17 protein-coding genes are annotated in these 18934 nt (G+C 38.8%); 6 read left to right on the top strand and 11 right to left on the bottom strand.

The features are described 5' to 3' along the window. Positions 1-2 precede the first annotated feature (2 nt). Complete coding sequence (locus A6B41_RS07115; RefSeq protein WP_027074329.1) at positions 3-1202, top strand: bifunctional 3,4-dihydroxy-2-butanone-4-phosphate synthase/GTP cyclohydrolase II; 1200 nt, start codon at positions 3-5, stop codon at positions 1200-1202. A gap of 72 nt (positions 1203-1274) precedes the next feature. Next, positions 1275-1739 (top strand): 6,7-dimethyl-8-ribityllumazine synthase, encoded by a 465-nt coding sequence (gene ribH, locus A6B41_RS07110; RefSeq protein ID WP_027074330.1) that lies wholly within the window; start codon positions 1275-1277, stop codon positions 1737-1739. Between the two features lie 59 nt (positions 1740-1798). On the opposite strand, the gene lnt is transcribed toward ribH, so the two are convergent. Next, positions 1799-3307: an apolipoprotein N-acyltransferase gene (gene lnt / locus A6B41_RS07105; protein WP_027074331.1), complete on the bottom strand. Its 1509-nt coding sequence runs from the start codon at positions 3305-3307 to the stop codon at positions 1799-1801. A gap of 56 nt (positions 3308-3363) precedes the next feature. After that, positions 3364-4263 (bottom strand): CNNM family magnesium/cobalt transport protein CorC, encoded by a 900-nt coding sequence (gene corC, locus A6B41_RS07100; RefSeq protein WP_027074332.1) that lies wholly within the window; start codon positions 4261-4263, stop codon positions 3364-3366. Positions 4264-4400: 137 nt separating this feature from the next. Here corC and A6B41_RS07095 point away from each other — a divergent pair, with 137 nt between their 5' ends. Next, complete coding sequence (locus tag A6B41_RS07095; protein WP_027074333.1) at positions 4401-5009, top strand: DUF2057 family protein; 609 nt, start codon at positions 4401-4403, stop codon at positions 5007-5009. A 73-nt stretch (positions 5010-5082) separates the two neighbouring features. On the opposite strand, the gene A6B41_RS07090 is transcribed toward A6B41_RS07095, so the two are convergent. Then, the gene (locus A6B41_RS07090) at positions 5083-5472 is read right to left on the bottom strand and encodes a hypothetical protein (RefSeq protein ID WP_027074334.1); all 390 of its coding nucleotides are present in this window, start codon (positions 5470-5472) and stop codon (positions 5083-5085) included. A 34-nt stretch (positions 5473-5506) separates the two neighbouring features. After that, complete coding sequence (locus A6B41_RS07085) at positions 5507-6079, bottom strand: TorD/DmsD family molecular chaperone (protein ID WP_027074335.1); 573 nt, start codon at positions 6077-6079, stop codon at positions 5507-5509. Positions 6080-6147: 68 nt separating this feature from the next. Here A6B41_RS07085 and nfo point away from each other — a divergent pair, with 68 nt between their 5' ends. After that, the gene (gene nfo, locus A6B41_RS07080; protein ID WP_027074336.1) at positions 6148-6993 is read left to right on the top strand and encodes a deoxyribonuclease IV; all 846 of its coding nucleotides are present in this window, start codon (positions 6148-6150) and stop codon (positions 6991-6993) included. Positions 6994-7121: 128 nt separating this feature from the next. Beyond that, entirely contained in the window at positions 7122-7679 is a 558-nt protein-coding gene (locus A6B41_RS07075) for an NlpC/P60 family protein (RefSeq protein WP_027074337.1), read from the top strand. A 70-nt stretch (positions 7680-7749) separates the two neighbouring features. Here the strand turns inward: A6B41_RS07075 and A6B41_RS07070 are convergent, their stop codons facing one another. Beyond that, complete coding sequence (locus A6B41_RS07070; protein WP_027074338.1) at positions 7750-8208, bottom strand: LexA family protein; 459 nt, start codon at positions 8206-8208, stop codon at positions 7750-7752. A gap of 173 nt (positions 8209-8381) precedes the next feature. After that, positions 8382-8765 carry an autonomous glycyl radical cofactor GrcA gene (grcA, locus tag A6B41_RS07065; RefSeq protein ID WP_027074339.1) on the bottom strand — a complete coding sequence of 128 codons (384 nt, stop codon included), beginning with the start codon at positions 8763-8765 and terminating at the stop codon, positions 8382-8384. A 173-nt stretch (positions 8766-8938) separates the two neighbouring features. On the opposite strand from grcA, the gene ung reads away from it, so the two are divergent. Further along, positions 8939-9616 carry a uracil-DNA glycosylase gene (gene ung / locus A6B41_RS07060; protein WP_027074340.1) on the top strand — a complete coding sequence of 226 codons (678 nt, stop codon included), beginning with the start codon at positions 8939-8941 and terminating at the stop codon, positions 9614-9616. Positions 9617-9717: 101 nt separating this feature from the next. Here ung and A6B41_RS07055 read toward each other — a convergent pair whose 3' ends face one another. From A6B41_RS07055 to grpE, 5 genes are all read right to left on the bottom strand, one after another. Next, on the bottom strand, positions 9718-10587 hold the full coding sequence (locus A6B41_RS07055; protein WP_027074341.1) for a VirK/YbjX family protein: 870 nt from the start codon (positions 10585-10587) through the stop codon (positions 9718-9720). Between the two features lie 94 nt (positions 10588-10681). Continuing rightward, a complete protein-coding gene (locus tag A6B41_RS07050; RefSeq protein ID WP_027074342.1) occupies positions 10682-13480 on the bottom strand; it encodes a S8 family serine peptidase in 2799 nt (932 codons plus the stop codon). Between the two features lie 221 nt (positions 13481-13701). Further along, the gene (hrpA, locus tag A6B41_RS07045) at positions 13702-17616 is read right to left on the bottom strand and encodes an ATP-dependent RNA helicase HrpA (protein WP_027074343.1); all 3915 of its coding nucleotides are present in this window, start codon (positions 17614-17616) and stop codon (positions 13702-13704) included. Beyond that, positions 17616-18068, bottom strand: a complete 453-nt coding sequence (locus tag A6B41_RS07040) for a DUF441 domain-containing protein (RefSeq protein ID WP_027074344.1) — start codon at positions 18066-18068, stop codon at positions 17616-17618. The genes hrpA and A6B41_RS07040 overlap by 1 nt, the downstream gene beginning before the upstream one ends. 79 nt (positions 18069-18147) lie before the next feature. Continuing rightward, the gene (grpE, locus tag A6B41_RS07035) at positions 18148-18726 is read right to left on the bottom strand and encodes a nucleotide exchange factor GrpE (protein ID WP_027074345.1); all 579 of its coding nucleotides are present in this window, start codon (positions 18724-18726) and stop codon (positions 18148-18150) included. Positions 18727-18934: the final 208 nt, after the last annotated feature.

Below are 18934 nucleotides of genomic sequence, written 5' to 3'. Positions count from 1 at the left end.
CAATGTTTAAATTTTCCCCTGTAGAAGAGGCAATTAAAGCCATTCGAGAAGGCAAAATTATTTTAGTAAGCGATGATGCTGACCGTGAAAATGAGGGTGATTTTATCTGTGCAGCAGAATTTGCTACACCGGAGAATATCAATTTTATGGCAACTTATGGTAAAGGGTTGATTTGTACGCCAATTTCCGAAGAACTTGCCGGAAAACTGAATTTTCATCCTATGGTGGCGGTAAACCAAGATAACCATCAAACTGCTTTTAGCGTGTCGATTGACCATGTAGAGACCAGTACAGGTATTTCTGCTTTTGAACGCTCTTTGACCTGTCTGAAAATGTTGGATGACAATGCGAAAGCAGATGATTTTCGTCGTCCGGGGCATATTTTTCCATTAGTGGCTAAAAAAGGTGGAGTATTAGTGCGCAATGGGCATACTGAGGCAACTGTGGATTTAGCTCGTCTTGCGGGCTTAAAGCCGGCTGGCTTATGTTGCGAAATTATGGCAGCAGATGGCACAATGATGCAGATGCCGGAATTACAAGCATTCGCACAAAAACATAATATGCCGTTTATTACTATTCAGCAATTACAGGAATACCGCAGAAAATATGACAGTCTGGTAGATATGGTTTCTGTGGTAAAAATGCCAACTAAATTTGGTGAATTTAAAGCCCATAGCTTTGTAGAAACTATCTCAGGCAAAGAACATGTTGCTTTAGTAAAAGGTGAGATTGGCGATGGTGAGAATGTGTTATGCCGTATTCATTCCGAGTGTTTAACAGGCGATGCGTTCGGTTCACAACGTTGTGACTGTGGGCAGCAATTTGCTGCAGCAATGAACCAAGTCGAAGCTGAAGGGCGTGGTGTGGTGCTTTATCTTCGCCAAGAAGGACGAGGTATTGGCTTAATTAACAAACTGCGTGCGTATGAATTGCAAGATAAAGGGATGGATACAGTTGAAGCGAATCTAGCTTTAGGCTTTAAAGATGATGAACGTGAATATTACATTGCTGCTCAGATGTTTGAGAAATTAGGGGTGAAATCTATCCGCTTATTAACCAATAATCCGGCTAAAATTGAAGGTTTAGTTGAGCAAGGACTGAATGTGGTTGCCCGTGAACCGATTATGGTTGAACCAAATGAACACGATTTGGAATATTTAAAAGTTAAACAGCATAAAATGCGACACATGTTTAATTTTTAATAAGAATAAGCTCTTTCCTACAAGAGAGAAAGAATCAGAATATCAATTTATTTTTTATAAGGAAAACAAAAAATGGCAACATTTCAAGGTAACTACATTGCAAGCGGATTAAAATTCGGTATCGTGGCGACTAACTGGCACAAAATCTTTATTGATCAATTACTGAATGGCGCAACTGACAAACTACTGCGTCACGGTGTAGAAGCAGAAAACATTGATACCGTTTGGGTGCCGGGGGCGTTGGAAATCTCAATTGCCGCGAAAAAAATGGCACAAAGCGGTCGTTACGATGCGATCATCTGCTTAGGCGCTGTAGTGCGTGGTGCAACCAGTCATTATGATGTAGTGGTAAATGAATCAGCAAAAGGTATCAGTACCTCTGCTCTGGAAACCGGAGTACCGATTATTAACGGCATTTTAACTGTAGAAAACTTAGAGCAAGCGATTGAGCGTTCAGGCACTAAAGCCGGTAATAAAGGCGAAGAGTGTGCAATGGTTGCAATTGAAATGGCTAACCTATTAAAAGCATTAGGCTAAGAGAAAAATTAAATCCCCTTAGAAGAAAATTCTACGGGGATTTTTATATCTGGTGAAGGCTATTTTCGTCTAAAGACAAATCCTAATAGGATACACAAGGCACTTAGTCCATAAATCAGCCAATTACCGAATTGTTTGAATGGTGTATCACTTTGAGTCGGATGAATGGTCGCAGTGAGTACATCAGCCGTGAACTGCGAAAGTTGATGAACAACTTTTCCATTTGCATCCACAATTGCGGTGATACCTGTATTCGCCGCACGCAGAAGCGGTTTGCCCAGTTCTAATGCACGCATTCTTGCCATTTGGAAATGCTGCCAAGGCCCGATAGATGAACCAAACCAAGCATCATTAGTAATGGTTAGCAAATAATCGGCATTCTGGCTTTTTTGGTTTTGTTGCACCTGATCACCAAAAATGATTTCATAACAAATCGCCATATTAAATCGATTGCTTTTTGCGAAAATCGGGCTTTGAATAAAGCTGCCTTGAGATAAATTAATCGGCAGAATAAATACTTCTCGCATCCAATCCAGTATTGAACCGAACGGCACATATTCGCCAAACGGCACAAGGTGATGTTTATTGTAGCGATTCTCCGTTGCTAAAGAGTAAGGTTTTTCCACATCTCCCAACAGTACCGCGCTATTGAATAACTCTTCTTCTGTATTTTGGTAGAGTGTACCGATAACCACTTCACTACCACTTTGGGTGGCAGCTTGATCTAATGAGGCAAGAATAGGTGTAATCTGATTTTCAAGGGCTGGAATGGCAGATTCCGGCAGCACAATGACCTCACTTTTTCCCAGCAGAGGCGTAATTAATTGTTTATAAGTATTTACGCTGTGGCTGAAATGTTCCGGATTCCACTTTATTTTTTGCTCAATATTTCCTTGTACAAGGCTGACAACAAGCGGTTGTTTTTCTTTGTCAATTTGCACAAAGTTAATAAAGCGAGTTGCAGAACTCAGAGCAAAAATGACCGCTAGTACCATTAATGTCGGTACGCCTTTAGCCTCTTTTTTTAGTAGTAAGACTAAATAAGCGCCGGTAGCCATGACCAAAAAGGTTAAACCTTCCACGCCCAATATAGGGGCGATGCCGGCAAACGGGCTGTCGATAAGACTATAACCGAATTGTAGCCAAGGGAAGCCTGTGAATACAACACCACGTAGATATTCGGTGAAGGTGAAAATTGCCGCTAACGCAAAAGGTTGGGTAAGTTTGCTTTTATGCGAGATTACACTAAATAGCAAATTGTAAAGAGCTAAATAACAGGCAAGTAGGAAAACAGCAATATAGCTTACGATAGTTGGTACGCCACCAAATTGTGTCATGCTTACGGAAACCCAGCTTACACCGGCACAAAAATAACCGACAGACCAACTCAATGTTGACCATAGTGCAGCTTTACGGTTTGACAATGTTGCAGCCCAAATTAAGCCCGAAGCAGCAATAAAAGCGACAGGCCAAATATCAAAAGGGGAGTAAGCAAATGTGCCACTTGCTCCAAGGAATAAGGTAAGCAAGCAAGCGGTTAAAATTGGGGGATTTTTTGCAAAATTCATAGGTTATTCGAAATAATAACGGCACGCCTAAACGTGCCTGAAGTTATATTAAAAACTTATTCTTCTTCTGATTGAGTATGTTGTTCCATTTTTTCCAACTGCTCATCAGATAAGGTTACTCTCAACTGAATAAGCTGGCGACTGTTGGCAGAGGTCACTTTAAAACTCAGTCCGTCTAATTCAATCTGCTCATCTCGTTTGGGGAAATAGCCGAACGCTTTCATTACTAATCCGCCAATGGTATCTGCCTCTTCATCATTAAAATTAGTAGCGAAGAAATCGTTAAATTTTTTAATATCTGTTAGCGGTAAAATAGCATAGGTGTGCCTTGAAAGCTGACGAATAGGTTTTACTTCCTCTTCGTCAAATTCATCGTCAATATCACCAACAATTTGTTCAAGAATATCTTCAATTGTTACCAAGCCGGAAACCGCACCAAACTCATCTACTACGACTGCCATGTGAAAACGCTCAGAACGGAATTCTTTTAACATTCGATCCACCCGTTTACTTTCCGGCACAATCACCGCAGGGCGTAGAATTTCCGGTAGATTGAACGGTTCAGAATCGGTACGGAGATATTTCAGTAAATCCTTAGAATGGAGAATGCCTTCAATTGTATCTTTTTCGCCACGAATGACAGGAAAACGGGAGTGTGCCGTTTCGATAATTAAATCAAGGCAAGCATCAAGAGGCTCATTAGCATCAATAAAAGCAATTTGAGCTCGGGGAATCATAATATCGCGAACGCGTAATTCTGAAATTTCCATTACGCCTTCGATCATCTCTTTGGTATCGCTGTCAATCAGCTCGTTTTCGACTGAGTCTCGGATAACTTCTACTAAATCTTCACGATTTTTGGGCTCATTTTGAAAAAGCCCGCTAAATAAGCTATGTAAAATAGATTTTTTCTCTGATTTTTCCGTTGTATTTACACTTTGCTGTTCATCACTCATAGTTTTTTTCCATTAGAATAATTACGCTTATAATAAGCAAATTAGAGGACAAATCAAATAAAACATTGCTATTTTTACCCAAATTAGCATAGGATAAGCAAAATATTTTTATTTCCTCACTATTTTAGGAGTTTTATATGAAATTAACCAAGATGGCAGTCGCATTAAGTGCCTTATTAATTAGTTCTATAAGTGTTGCAGGTACTTTAAGTTCCTCACATTTTGTCGATATTTTGGCTTTCGACGGCCAGCGAGTGAAATCAGGGACTAAATCGGTACAAATCAGCGAAAATAAAACTCACCAAGTGGTAGTTGAAGTCGCTGGTACAGTTGAAGGTGATTTCTTTACTTCAGATCAGATTATTTTAACTTTCCAAGGTAGCGCAGAGAATGCAATTTTAGAAGCTCCAAGACTGAATTCAAAATTAGATTTGCGCAAATTCAATGAAAATCAAACTGTAAGCATTAAAACCGATTCCGGCAAGGTGATTTCACATAAACAGGATTTTTTAAAAGGCGAAGGCTTTTTGGCTTCAACTCGTGTAGAAGAGAATTTATCTAAATATAACTTAGGAAAATATCCGGCATCAGTTGAAAAATTTGCGAATGCGCCGTTCGAAGCGAAAGGGCAAATGGTGGTTGATACGAAAAATGTATCTGAAGAACAGTTACAGGTGCTATTCCAAAAGGCAGACAAAGAAACGCAAAAGCGTTTCTTAGATTGGGCGAAGAAAAACGCAAAATAATAAGCGTTTAATCTAACAAGCGGTCATTTTTGCAAAAAAATTACCAAAAATGACCGCTTGTTATTTCTTTACATTACCAACAATAGTGGCAATAACGCCAGCCGCTATATCCATACATCCATTCTCTTTGATAATTCCAACGCATTTGCTCTAGCTCTTCTTGTGCGATGTAATTTTGCCAAGCTATTTTGTAGCAGGCTTGGAATATTGGGTCATTGACTTTTTCGCTATAACGTTTCTTGAAGATCTTTTCTTCTTTTTCCGTTTGGCTAAGTGGTGGATTAAATTGCTGATGCATCAGCTCGGCAGTCTCTGCATCACATTGCTGAGCTAATTTGACTTGTAAGTCTTGTTCTGCTCGAACCTGTTTGGCTCGGCGTTCAGCTTGCTGCTCCGGAGTTAAAGCGCAAGCTGTTAACATTAATGATAATGAAAGGATTAAACCTAATTTAAACATTTTCATTTTCAAGCCCTCTATATTTATTTGATTAGATTATTTATTCAGTATTCTCTTGCTCGCTTTCTTCCAGCTCATCAGCCATAGCACTGAGTGCATCGCGGGTTAATTGAGCGAGTGCTTTATAAAATCCGATGTCAAAAGCTTCTACTTTCCCTAAAAATTGGCTAGCTGATGGTAGTAAGAATTGCTCGAATAATTGTTTTTGTGCCTGTGTAGAGTCGAGATTATCTTCAATCCAAGAGGCCGTTAATAGTAATAAGGCAATATGATCTGGATTCTCAAGTTCAGGCATTGCCCGATCTTGACGGAATTGAATAAAATCGTCAACCGATAATCCATAGGCCGAAATTGTTGTAGCAATAGAGCCTGACTGAGCAAAAAGTGCTTGATAGCTTGACTCTAATTGCGTAGGGTTAGAAGCGAATTTTTGCAAAGAGGAAAGTGCATTTTCACTTTGGGCATCAGTGCTAAGTGCCCAATGTTGTTGTAAACCACCTTTTGCAATCCAATTGAAAGTACCCGCTAAAATCGGGTCGGTTGGAGTGCGATAGAATAAGTTACCGAATAAACGGCAGAGTAATGAAAAATCGTTAATGCTTGTTTCGCTCATAATAAATAATTGTGTAAATATAAGATATAGTTAGTAGTATAGCAGAAATAAAAATAAGAGAGGATAAAATGAAATATATTGGTGCTCATGTTAGTGCGTCCGGCGGTGTCGAGAATGCAGTATTGCGTTCAGTAGAAATAGGGGCAAATGCCTTTGCTTTATTTACAAAAAATCAACGGCAATGGCAAGCTCCAGCTTTAAAAGCAGATACCATTGAAAAATTTAAGCGATTTTGTCAGGTACATCATTTTAGTGCCGAGCAAATTTTACCACATGATAGTTATTTAATTAATTTGGGTAATCCGGAGGCGGATGCTTTGGCTAAGTCGCGTGAGGCATTTATTGATGAAATGACAAGAGCGAATCAGCTAGGCCTGAAATTACTAAACTTCCATCCAGGTGCACATTTGAAAAAAATTTCGGAAGAAGATTGTTTATCTAGAATTGCGGAGTCGATTAATATAGCAGTAGAAAAAGTGCCTAATGTGATTGCAGTCATTGAAAATACGGCAGGGCAAGGCTCTAATTTAGGTTGGCATTTTGATCATTTAGCGAAAATTATTGAGCAGGTGGAAGATAAAAGCAGAGTAGGAGTTTGTTTAGATACCTGCCATTTATATTCTGCCGGCTATGATATTAGTTCCTATGAAAAAAGTGAGGCTGTTTTTAAAGATTTTGAGCAAACCGTTGGTTTTAACTATTTAAAAGGAATGCATTTAAACGGCTCAAAGACTCCCTTGGGTAGCCGCGTTGACCGTCATCATACTTTAAGAGAAGGCACAATCGGCACAGAAGTATTTGAGTTTATTATGCAAAATGCAAATTTTGATCGCATTCCGCTTATTTTAGAAACAATTTCGCCTGAAATTTGGGCAGAAGAGATAAAATTTCTTCGCACATTGGAACTAAAATAAGTTATACTGGTCTGAGTTGTGGGTCTGGAGAAATCCAGACCATTGTTTTATTTATTTTTTGATCTTTGAGAAGATCTTCACTAAGGAATTAACCGCTGTAATTGTTCTGGCGAGACGAGATATAAATTATGAAAAAAAATCTTTTTGCAACGACTTTTAAACCTTTATTGATTACTTCTATTTTGGCAGTTTTTGGAGGATATTCCTCTATTGCAGCCGCAAGTTTAAGTTCTAAACCTGCAACACCAAACCAAATTATTGCAAGTAAAGCAGAAAGATTATCTAAATCTTCCATCTCTTTAACTAATCGTCCGACTATTTCAGTTAATTCTAATTTTAGCCGCATTAATAGTGTTTACCATAATTGGGCTGGAACTCGTTATAGAATGGGGGGCACAACTAAAGCCGGTATTGATTGTTCGGCATTTGTGCGTGAAGTAATGGACAAGGCTTTCAACAAAGATATGCCTCGTTCAACCGCAGAACAACGCTATGTCGGCCGTTCTATTTCAAAATCAGATCTTCGTCCGGGAGATTTAGTCTTCTTCCGCAAAAATAATCATGTAGGCGTTTATATTGGTAACGGTAAATTTGTTCACGCAAGTTCAAGCCGTGGTGTCACTACGAGTTCATTATCAGAAAGTTACTGGTCAAGAACTTACACCCAATCTCGCCGAGTAATTTAATTATTTTGTAGATTAAAGGACACTCTTATTTATAAAAGTGTCCTTTATCGCTTTTTTATTATCATCTTCATTAGGCTACACGTTGTTTTGTTTGAGTAAATGTTCCACGTGTACGCATTTGGTGCACGACATTCATAATTACACCTGAAATTTCGATTTCATCCCAATTTTTAATGCGTAGGTTTGGTTCACTGACGTCTAATGAGAATAAGATTTTTTCTTTAATTCCATAAGTATTTTCGATTTCGTTAAAAAATTGGTAGAACTTATATTCTCCATTTTTTTCAATAACCAGTAGATCATTGACTAAGTATTGATCAGTGTTTTCCACAATCAATAAGTCATCCAGCTCAATTCCCCAAGCGAGTAGATTAGGGTTTTTAACATGAATAAAGAATGTTTCTGTTGGGCGTTTAATACAAAGTGAATTTAAATCTAATTTAACAGAGCGGTTACTGTTAAAGTCACGATAAAGTGGAATAGGTTGATGTGATACTGTTTTAGCACTAATGCGTGTAACTGAAGCCATGGTAAAATCCTCAATATGTGTTTTTATACAGGGTATTTTACTGGGTAAAATACCAGTGTCAATAGTTTGAGCAAAATTTTTTGTAAATTTAACCAGTATTTTGACCGCTTGTAGGTTAATTAGAGAGAATAAAAAAGCACCACTAGGGTGCTTCTTATTGCTAAAAGCTGATATTATAAGCTTTCTGTAAATGTGCGAGTAATAACATCACGTTGTTGCTCTGGGGTCAATGAGTTAAAACGAACTGCATAGCCAGAAACACGGATTGTTAATTGAGGATATTTCTCTGGGTTTTTGATTGCATCTTCCAATGTTTCACGGCGTAAAACATTTACGTTTAAGTGCTGACCACCTTCAACTTTAATAGTTGGTGCAACATTAACCGGTACTTCACGATATGCAATTTGACCTAAGTCACTGATTGCAACAATTTGATCTTCTTGGTAACCTGCTTTAGCAGCTAGGCAGCGAGCTTCGTTTTTAGCTTCATCTAATAACCAGAATGAATTCAATAAGTTGCTGTTTGCTGACTCAGTGATTTGTACACCTTTGATCATTTTAATTTCTCCTAATAAAATAGCAGTTAAAGTGAAAATTACAAAAAAATTTTAAATATTCAAATTTATTTGAAGCTATTTTACCCTTTTTGAGATAAAAAGCGATAAAAATTTAACCAAATTTGAAGATAAATATATTAATTGATTAAAAAGTAGTCATTTAGGGTGTTGTTATGAAAACTTGGACAGAAGCTTTAGGCGAAGAAAAACAAAAAAGTTATTTTCAGCATATTTTGCAATATGTGCATAATGAACGGTTAGCAGGTAAGGTCATTTATCCGCCTCAAAATGAGGTATTTAGTGCTTTTGCTTTGACAGAATTTAGCGAGGTGAAAGTAGTTATTCTTGGGCAAGATCCTTACCATGGGCCGAATCAAGCTCATGGTTTGGCTTTTTCAGTAAAACCGCCTATTGCTCCCCCTCCTTCTTTGCTCAATATGTATAAAGAACTATCTGATGATATTGAAGGATTTCAAATTCCTCAACATGGTTATCTAGTTGATTGGGCAAAACAAGGCGTGTTTATGTTGAATACGGTATTAACAGTTGAACAAAGCAGAGCTAACTCTCATGCTCAAATTGGTTGGGAAATTTTTACCGATAAAGTGATCGCACAGTTAAATACTTACCGTGAAAATTTAGTTTTCTTGCTTTGGGGAAGCCATGCTCAGAGAAAAGGGCAGTTTATTGACCGTAACCGTCACTTGGTTCTGACTTGTCCTCATCCATCGCCACTTTCTGCTTATCGTGGATTTTTTGGATGTAAGCATTTTTCAAAAACCAATAGATATTTGCTTTCGAAAGGAATAGCTCCGATTAATTGGCAATTACGGCTAGAAATAGATTATTAATAACAGTATTGCATAATATTTACGTAAAAGACCAATCTAATAAAAGATTGGTCTTTTACGTAAGAGAAATAAATTTGTCTAGATTATTATGTGTATATTAATTAAAACATTAAATTTATTTTTTCTTTAATATCATCGAGCAATTGGTAACGTTTCTTATACATAGAACGTTTTTTGCTCGGTATGATATTTAATGGTTTTCTCTCAATATTATTATTCAATAACCAATAATCATTTTTTATAAGAATAGCATTATTCTCTCGCCAAAAAATATCGTAATTGAATAATAATCTGGAATGGTCATTCCAACGGTATTTTGCTTGTCTTTTATGAGGGATTCCGAGTAATTCTAAATTAAATTTCTCAGCAATTAATTTAAATATATAAATCAGCATAAACATAGGGCGAATACCATATAGTTGTTTAGTAGCTGATTTTATAAGATCCTGTGCAGATTTACTGTTAGGTCCTTGTATTGAGGAAATTAGAATTTTATTTGCCTCTAATAAGGTAAAAGAAGCATCGTAGATATGCTCTTTTTGATTATTTCTAATATTTAATGAAAAGAAACCTTCCAGGGGATCGATTTGATTAATGCTAAGATATAAATTCAGTTCATCACTTAATTTGGCAATACAAACCTCTTGCTGTGTTACAAGTTGATTGCAAAAATTTATTCTGAATAAATTTTCAAAACGCGTAAAGTTTTCTTTGATAGCTTTTAATCTTTGTTTTTTATTAAAAGTTTTATCACAGTAAGTATCTAAAAGTGTATTAACCCTATATAAGTTTTGATTAAATAATTTTGCCCATAAAGGCGAATTGTTTAAGTAATTTGTCAATTGAATACATTGGGTTGAACACCATACCTTGCGGAAGCTGTAACGAAAATATTCTCTTAGTAGCTTAGATGGTCTTTTTTCATTTGGAAATGTTTCAGTAAATTTGGGGAAATGAAATAATTTCTTCATAAGATTGTTTGAATGTAAATACTATAATTAGAGTTAAAAGGATATAGGCACAAGCAAAGCAAGCCTGTGCCACTTTTAGGTTTGGAATAATTAGTTAGAAAGTTAAGCCGATATTGGTTTTCCAACCAAAAGCATTCGTTGATTTTATGCGATCATAATCAACATTCGCAGAAACGAACCAATTTTTATATTGGAACTGCATGCCGGCTTCAAGATTTAAAGCATGGTTACGTTTTTGTGTCGCATAGCTTTGTAATGGGTAGCCATTGAGTTGACTGGTAATTTTACTTTCTTTTCCTTTTACTCGATGTAAGTAGTTCAAACCAACATAAGGCGAAATACTGCCTTGCTCAAATTTAACGGTGTATTTTAATTTCACACTCGGTGTGAGATTAATATCGTTATAGCGAAGAGCTGCGGTATTTGTTGCAAGTTCGCCTTTTTCATTGAGAGCTTTCATTCTCGTTTGAATGAACTGAACCCCTAGGCTTGGTTCAATTATCCAAGTTTGAGGCATAAATTGATAACCGACACGAATTTCTCCCCCCATATGATGCCCTTTGTTTTGAGCCTGACCGAGCTGAGATTTTTTGTACCAACGGCGTTGGTTGTATTTCTGCTGCCCAAATTGCAGTGCTAACTCACTAAACCAATGATCGGCTAAAGGATAACGTAATCCAATATTTAAGCTTGTCTGTTTTAGGTCTGCATGAGCAAAATCTTTGTCCATATGATGATTTTTTCGCATTAATGTTGCACTCAATAATGCGTTATCATTGAACTTATGGCTCAAACCGAGAGTAGATGAGTTCTGTTTAATTGCCACTTTAGAATGTTTTTGGCCACTATGCTCAAGCCAAACTGACGTTTTTTGTGGTGAATAGGCTGCAGTAAATAAATTATGCTGAACATGGCTAAGTTGTTTTGCATTTTGATGACGCAATAATGCTAAAGCATCAGCATAAATATGATTAGAAACCGCATAATGTAGCTGACCTAATTTCTTTTGCTCTAATGCAGATTGTAGCCAGTCATTATATACCCCCTGACGATATGCAAATGAGCTGGTTCTAAGTTGATTTAATAGGCTCAGTCCAGACTTGGCATTATCACTGGCATTAGGATCAGTAAAGGCTTTATTTGAATTGACTTTCGCAATAATTTCAGACTGTTTAAAATAGAGATCTTGCATTAAGCCTTTATTGGCTAAATTTTTATTATCAATTAGTTTTGTGAACCCACCTTGATAGCTCGCCTTATCATGAAGTTTTACAACAGTAGCTGAAATACTACCTTGTTTACTATTTTCCGTTAATTTATCAGCAATTTTTAACGAACCATTTAGCTGAATAATTGCTTTATCTTTACCAATTAAACCATTACTATCCAATAAGGTTAATTGGCTATTTTCAGTAGCCATATAACCTTGCCTAATTTCAGTTTGATTTACACCTAAATGGGCATTATTTTTCACTTGTTTGGATTGAGTAATTCCGCTTAAGTTGAGTCTGCCTTGTTCAACATCAATTCGGGCAATATTATTTTTACCGGCTAAATCTAATGATTTTTCACCTTGCTTGGTAAATTTAAATTTACTTGAGAAATCATTTTTCCAGCGATCATCTCGTGTCACATTAACCGTTTCATCATTTAAAAATTGACTCGGGCCATTAATCGCCTTGGCTATATTAATCACTCCCCAGCCATATTTATCATCTACCCCTTTTTCACCAAGATCGGTTGCAGTGGTTAATAAAGTATCACGAATTTGCGTTGGGGCTAGATAGTTAAAACGTTCTTTTAAGATAGCTAAAGCTCCTGTAACTACAGGTGCGGCAAGGGATGTTCCTTGTTCTTTAGCAAGATTATATTGCGGTTTAAGTTTACTATCTGGAACGGCATTGAGGACCGCAAGATCTCCGGGGGCGGCAACGCACCAATTTTTACTTACACCACAATGGTTAGAGTATTTCGTGAGATTATTTTTATTATCTACAGCCACAACTGATAGGTAGTGTTTTTCCAGTTCGGGTAGGTAACGAGGTAACATTGCCATCACACCAACTTGCTTTTTACTCTCATTTCCTGCCGCAAAGACTAATAACGTATTTTTCCTTTTGGCATTTAAGACTGCTTGAAGCAGTGAATTTTGTTTATCTGTTGATAGAGAATGATAAAGTTTATCGAAATCGGCAATATTATCGCTGATAGGATCAAGATTCCAACTATTATTAATGGAGAATAGATTTCGTTCGACAAGCTTATTTAAAGCGGTTGCCCACTCTAAGCGTTCAAATGAGAGCCTTTTTTCTTTAGTGAGTAATAAATCATCTTTGGCAAGCTCATCAAAATTAGGTTTTTGGTTTTTTGAATCCCCCTGACCTTCGTCCTCACTTTCTGATTGCTGTGCTTCAGCAATTAATTCAGCTAAGCTTCGGTTTGGAGTATTTGTTGCAATGTGAATCTCAGCATCTTTAGCTACACCACCTTTAAAGCCATCTTTTTTGGAAGCTTTCGCTGAAATAACGCCGGATACCCCTAAGCCATGAGTTTCAAATAGAGCTGTTAGACCTTTTTTTCCATTCTGTTCGACGGGTTTTACTTCAAATTGCAAGTAACTCGGATCATAGGTTAGCACTTTTCCATCTGGTGAAGTTAGTTTAAAACTAGATGGGTGAAGTTTTGATGAATTCAGTGGATGTTGAACAACAAACCCGCCATCTAGTACACCTAATTTCACTCCCTTACCACTATATTTAGAACTGATCTCATCCGAAAGCTTAATGCCTGAATGAGGCGATTCCAAAGAGTCTGCGTAGGCTACGCTAGTAGATAAGAAAGTAGAAATGGCGATTGCAATACAGCTTTTATTAAAATAATATTTTTCAAGCATTTATAGTCTCCTTATAAAAAAAATGGGATTATACCTATGATGTCTATTATTGCAAATAGTTCTCATCTTTTTTGATTTACCTCAAGTTTTTTATGGATAATTAAACTTATATTTTGAGAGTGAAAGAATTTATGTGGGATGCTTGATATAAGGTAAGAGATCCAAGCGGTCAGATTTGCAATATTTTTTGCAAATCTGACCGCTTGTATGCTATAGGAATGTTAATTTATTGCAGAAATGACATTCAAAATCCGCTTATCGGAAATAGGATATTTGGTGCCGATTTGCTGGGCAAATAGGCTCACTCTCAGTTCTTCAATCATGTAACGAATTTCTAATATTTCATCTGGAATTGCTTTAGATTTTGGCAGTTTTGCTAATAGTTGCTTATAAGCATTTTGCATTTGCTCTATTCTGAGCATTTTAGCTCTATCGGTGTTAGTGTCGGTACCGAGTTTATCCAAACGTTTATCAATGGCACTAAGGTAACGATATAAATCACCCAAGCGTTGATGACCGGTTTTAGTGACAAAATCGGGGTAAATTAGCCCTTGAATTTGAGCTTTAATATCTGAGAGAGCAAACGCCATCGTAAAATCCATTTTGCCTTTCATTCGCTTGTTAATTTCAAAGGCGAGAGTCAGACATTTTTCAACCTGTAACGCTATTTCAGCCGTTGTATCATTTAGGTTTGCCCGCACAAATTCGTGTAACGCTTGGAATTTTTCCTCATTCCATACAAAGCCACCAAATTCTTCCACTAATTTATCCACCGCACAGGCAATACAGTCATCAATTAAGTCCAACACCTTGCCGAACGGGGCGAAATACAAGCCGAGTTTCGCTTTATTCGGCAGTTTTTCGTGCAGATATTTAATTGGTGAAGGCACATTTAACAGCAACAAACGACGTAAGCCGGCTTGCATTGCACGTGCTTGTTCGAACTCGGTTTCAAACAATTTAATGCCGACAGACTCTTTTTCATCCACAATCGCAGGGTAGGCTTTAACACTAAAATGCTGTTTTTTCTGCTCGTAGAACTGTGGCAGTTCGGCAAAGCTCCAAACGTGGATGCCACTTTGCTCAATGCCGTCATCAGCAATGTTTGAAAGCGTATTTTGCACTTGGTCTTTTAACGAAAACTTCAACTCATCTAAGTTCTCACTTTCGGCAATTTTCTTGCCTTTTTCATCAATCACCCGGAAAGTCATTCGTAAATGAGCCGGTAGTTGGCTGAGATCCCAAAGTTCGGATTCCACCGTCACACCCGTCATTCGTCTTAACTCATAGGTTAAACTTTCCAGCAACGGCTTAGCGAACGGCTCGGCTTTCGCTAAAAAGGCGTCTGCATAATTTGGTGCCGGCACAAAATTACGGCGAGCGGCTTTTGGCAAGGATTTAATCAAGGAAACCACTAATTCGTGTCGTAATCCGGGAATTTGCCAATCAAAGCCCTCCGGTTCAATTTGGTTTAATAACGGCAGCGGAATATGTACTGTGACACCATCATGCTCTTTGCCGATTTCAAATTGGTACGTTAATTTCAGCTTAAGCTGGCCTTGATGCCAGAAATTCGGGAAATCCAGCTCACTGACTTTGTTTGCCTCTTCATTAATTAAGAACGATTTTTCAAAGTTAAGCAATTCCGGATTTTGCTTGCTCGCCTGTTTCCACCAACTGTCAAAATGTTTGCTTGACACTACTTCTGTGCCGACACGTTGGTCGTAGAAATCAAACAGCACTTGCTCGTCAACCAAAATATCACGGCGGCGGGATTTATGCTCTAAGTCTTCTACTTCCTTGATCAAGCGGTTATTTTCTTTAAAAAATTTGTAATTATTGTGCCAATCACCTTCCACCATAGCCGAGCGGATAAAAATTTCACGGCAGGTTTCAGGAGCGATAGTCCCATAATTTACAGGACGATTTGCCACAATCGGCAAGCCATAGAGCGACACCTTTTCATACGCCATCACTGAGCCTTTGGATTTCGACCAGTGCGGCTCGCTGTAACTACTTTTTACTAAATGTTGGGCCAAAGGTTCAATCCATTCAGGTTCGATTTTGGCAACGGTTCTTGCCCATAGCTTTGTCGTTTCAACTAGCTCAGAAGCGACAATCCATTTCGGCTGCTTTTTAAACAGTATCGAATTAGGGAAAATAAAAAATTGGGCGTTTCTTGCCCCTAAATAGTACATTTTTTCATTGTCTTTCAGCCCAATGTGGGAAAGCAACCCGCTAAGTAAAGCAGTATGAATTTGCTGATAATTTGCCTCTAGGCTATTAATCGGCAAGCCCATTTCACGCACAGCAAGACGAAGTTGGTGATAAATATCTTGCCACTCACGCACTCGTAGATAATTTAAGTAATCCTTTTGGCAGAGCTTGCGGAACTGGTTTTTCGTCAGCTCTTTTTGTTGCGTTTGGATAAATTTCCACAGATTCACAAATGCCAAGAAATCCGAATCTTTATCGGCGAAACGGCGATGTTTGTCATCTGCTGATTGATGTTTTTCTTGCGGACGCTCTCTCGGATCTTGAATCGAAAGGGCAGACACAATCATCATCACTTCGTGCAAACTGCCGTTTTTGGCGGCCTCGATCACCATTCGCCCTAAACGTGGGTCGATAGGGAGTTGGGCGAGTTGTTTACCAATAGTTGTAAGCTCACGTATCTCACCGTGTTTGGTTTTCTTATGGTGAAATGCCTGGAGTTCTTCCAATAGGCGAATACCATCTTGCACTTGGCGAACATCAGGCGAGTCTACAAATGGGAAGTTGGCAATATCAGACAGACCAAGCGATGCCATTTGCAAAATAACAGAGGCAAGGTTAGTCCGCAGAATTTCCGGATCGGTAAATTGTGGGCGATTGTTAAAATCTTCCTCAGAGTAGAGGCGAATACAAATACCTTCGGAAATACGACCACATCGCCCTTTTCGCTGATTTGCCGAGGCTTGTGATATCGGCTCAATCGGCAAGCGTTGGACTTTGGTGCGGTAGCTGTATCGGGAAATGCGTGCCGTGCCGGTGTCGATTACGTATTTGATATTAGGAATAGTAAGTGAGGTTTCCGCCACATTAGTTGCTAAAATAACTCGATTTAAGCCACTCGGTTTAAAAATACGTTGTTGCTCTTCAGCAGATAATCGGGCGTAGAGTGGAAGAATTTCGGTAAAGCGAAGCTCTTGTTTTTCCAATGCCTCGGCGGTATCTCGAATTTCTCGCTCACCGTTCATAAAAATTAAAATATCGCCACGTCCTTCCGCTTGCAGCTCATCGACCGCATTTAAAATCCCTTGCAGTTGGTCTTGATCTTTTTCTTCTCCATTTTCATCAAAAATAGGCGGGCGGTAACGCACTTCCACAGGAAAAGTCCGTCCCGAAACTTCGATAATCGGTGCGTTATTAAAATGTTTGGAGAAGCGTTCCACATCAATGGTCGCCGAGGTGATGATCACTTTCAGATCGGGGCGTTTGTGCAGAATTTGTTTGAGATAGCCCAAGATAAAATCGTTATTGAGCGAGCGTTCGTGGGCTTCGTCAATAATCAATGTGTCGTACTGGTTGAAATAGCGGTCGTGCTGAATTTCGGCGAGCAAAATTCCGTCCGTCATCAGTTTGATGAGGCTGTTTTCGCCGACTTGATCGTTAAAACGTACCTTGTAACCGACCGTGTCACCGAGTTCGGATTTAAGCTCTTCGGCAATGCGAGTGGCGACCGAGCGAGCCGCAATTCGGCGGGGCTGGGTATGGCCGATCAAGCCTTTCACCCCACGCCCGAGTTCCAAACACATTTTCGGTAACTGGGTAGTTTTACCCGAGCCGGTTTCACCCGCAATCACCACCACCTGATTTTCGCTAATCAGTTTCAAAATTTCTTCACGGCGGGCGGAGACAGGAAGATCAGGGTAGTCGATTTTGAGGCTTTGAGCGTGCTGAGTGCGTGCGAAAAAGCGATCCTGACAAGTAGCGAGGTCTTGCGAAATCTCGGCTAAAACCGACCGCTTGTTGGCCTCGTTTTTGATATTTTCTGCCCCTTTTAGGCGAGCAGACAAACGGCGATAGTCGCTTGTGGTGATGTTTTCAAGTTTGACAAGCGGTTGATTTTTCTTATTTTTTTGCAATTCAGCCATTACGATTTTCCTAGCACGAGCGATAAAATGCCAGCGGCAATCAATGGTCCTACCGGTACGCCTTTCAAAAATGCCACGCCGATGACGGTGCCGATCAGCAAGCCCGTCACCAAAATCGGCTGACCGCCCATTAAGCTGACTCCACGTCCGCCGAGCCACGCGACAATCACGCCGGCAACGATGGCGAGAGCCATTTTCCAGTTGAGAAATTGGGCTAATTCAGGAATCGCAATCCGCCCCGAAACCAGCGGAGCTAACACGCCAATGGTTAAAATAATGATCCCGAGTTTCAAGCCGTATTGATCGACAAACGGGAGGTATTTGGAAAGGAGTGTTTGTTGCATAATCAGCAACACTGCCGCAGAAATGGTGACTGCACTGTTTTGGCTGACTAAGCCGAGTACAATCAGCACAACCAGCAGCAGAGCAACGGAATTAAGTTGTAGTGTCATAGTATTAAAATGTAAAACCCCTTACTTCGGGTAAGTAAGGGAGAGAGGATATTTTCTGGTCATCATGCCAAATTGAATATTAAGCAGCAACCATCACCATTGCCGGGCGAATTACACGCCCCTGTAAAGTGTAGCCTTTTTGTAATACGCTGCTGATATGATTAGCTTCAATTCCTTCTGCCGGTTGCATTGAAATAGCTTCGTGTAATTCCGGGTTGAAAGCCTCACCTACCTCACCAATTGAAACAACACCAAATTTGGCTAAGGTGCTAATGAATTCTTTATGAGTCATTTCCACTCCGTCAACTAAGGCTTGGGTAGTTTCATCGGTTACCGCTTTGTCTAACGCATCTAAGCCACGTTCTAAATTATCCACTACGGTTAGTAATTCTTTTGAGAATTTTTCTAGCGCGAATTTATGTGCTTTTTCAACATCTTGCTCGGCGCGACGGCGGATGTTTTGAATTTCTGCTTGCGCACGGAGTTGGATATCTTGCTCACGTTTATCGGCTTCAAGAATATAGGCTTCCAGCTCGGCAATTTTGTCTTGAGCGGCAGCTAATGGATCAATCTCAATTTTTTCTTGTTCTTCTATTACTTCTTCCATTTGAATTTCTTCATTTTTAATTTCTTCTTGAACATTTTCGTTTGTTGTCATTTTTAACCTCTAGCTCTAAATAAATATTAAATCCCAAAAGGATAAATCTCCCTTAATATAGCGATAAATCAGGGGATTTCAAGTTTTGAGAAGAAATTTTAATGAAAAATGACCTTTTCAATAAGAAAAGGCTTGCAAAATCTAGGGGGTAGCTTACAATTTCCCAGTCTTTTTAATGCCCTTAGGCAAGGCTATATTTTTTACTCAC

The sequence above is a fragment of the Mannheimia granulomatis genome (assembly GCF_013377255.1).
Taxonomy (GTDB): domain Bacteria; phylum Pseudomonadota; class Gammaproteobacteria; order Enterobacterales; family Pasteurellaceae; genus Mannheimia; species Mannheimia granulomatis.
Note: the sequence above shows the minus strand (reverse complement) of the source record. Positions and strands in the feature narration are given on the sequence as shown.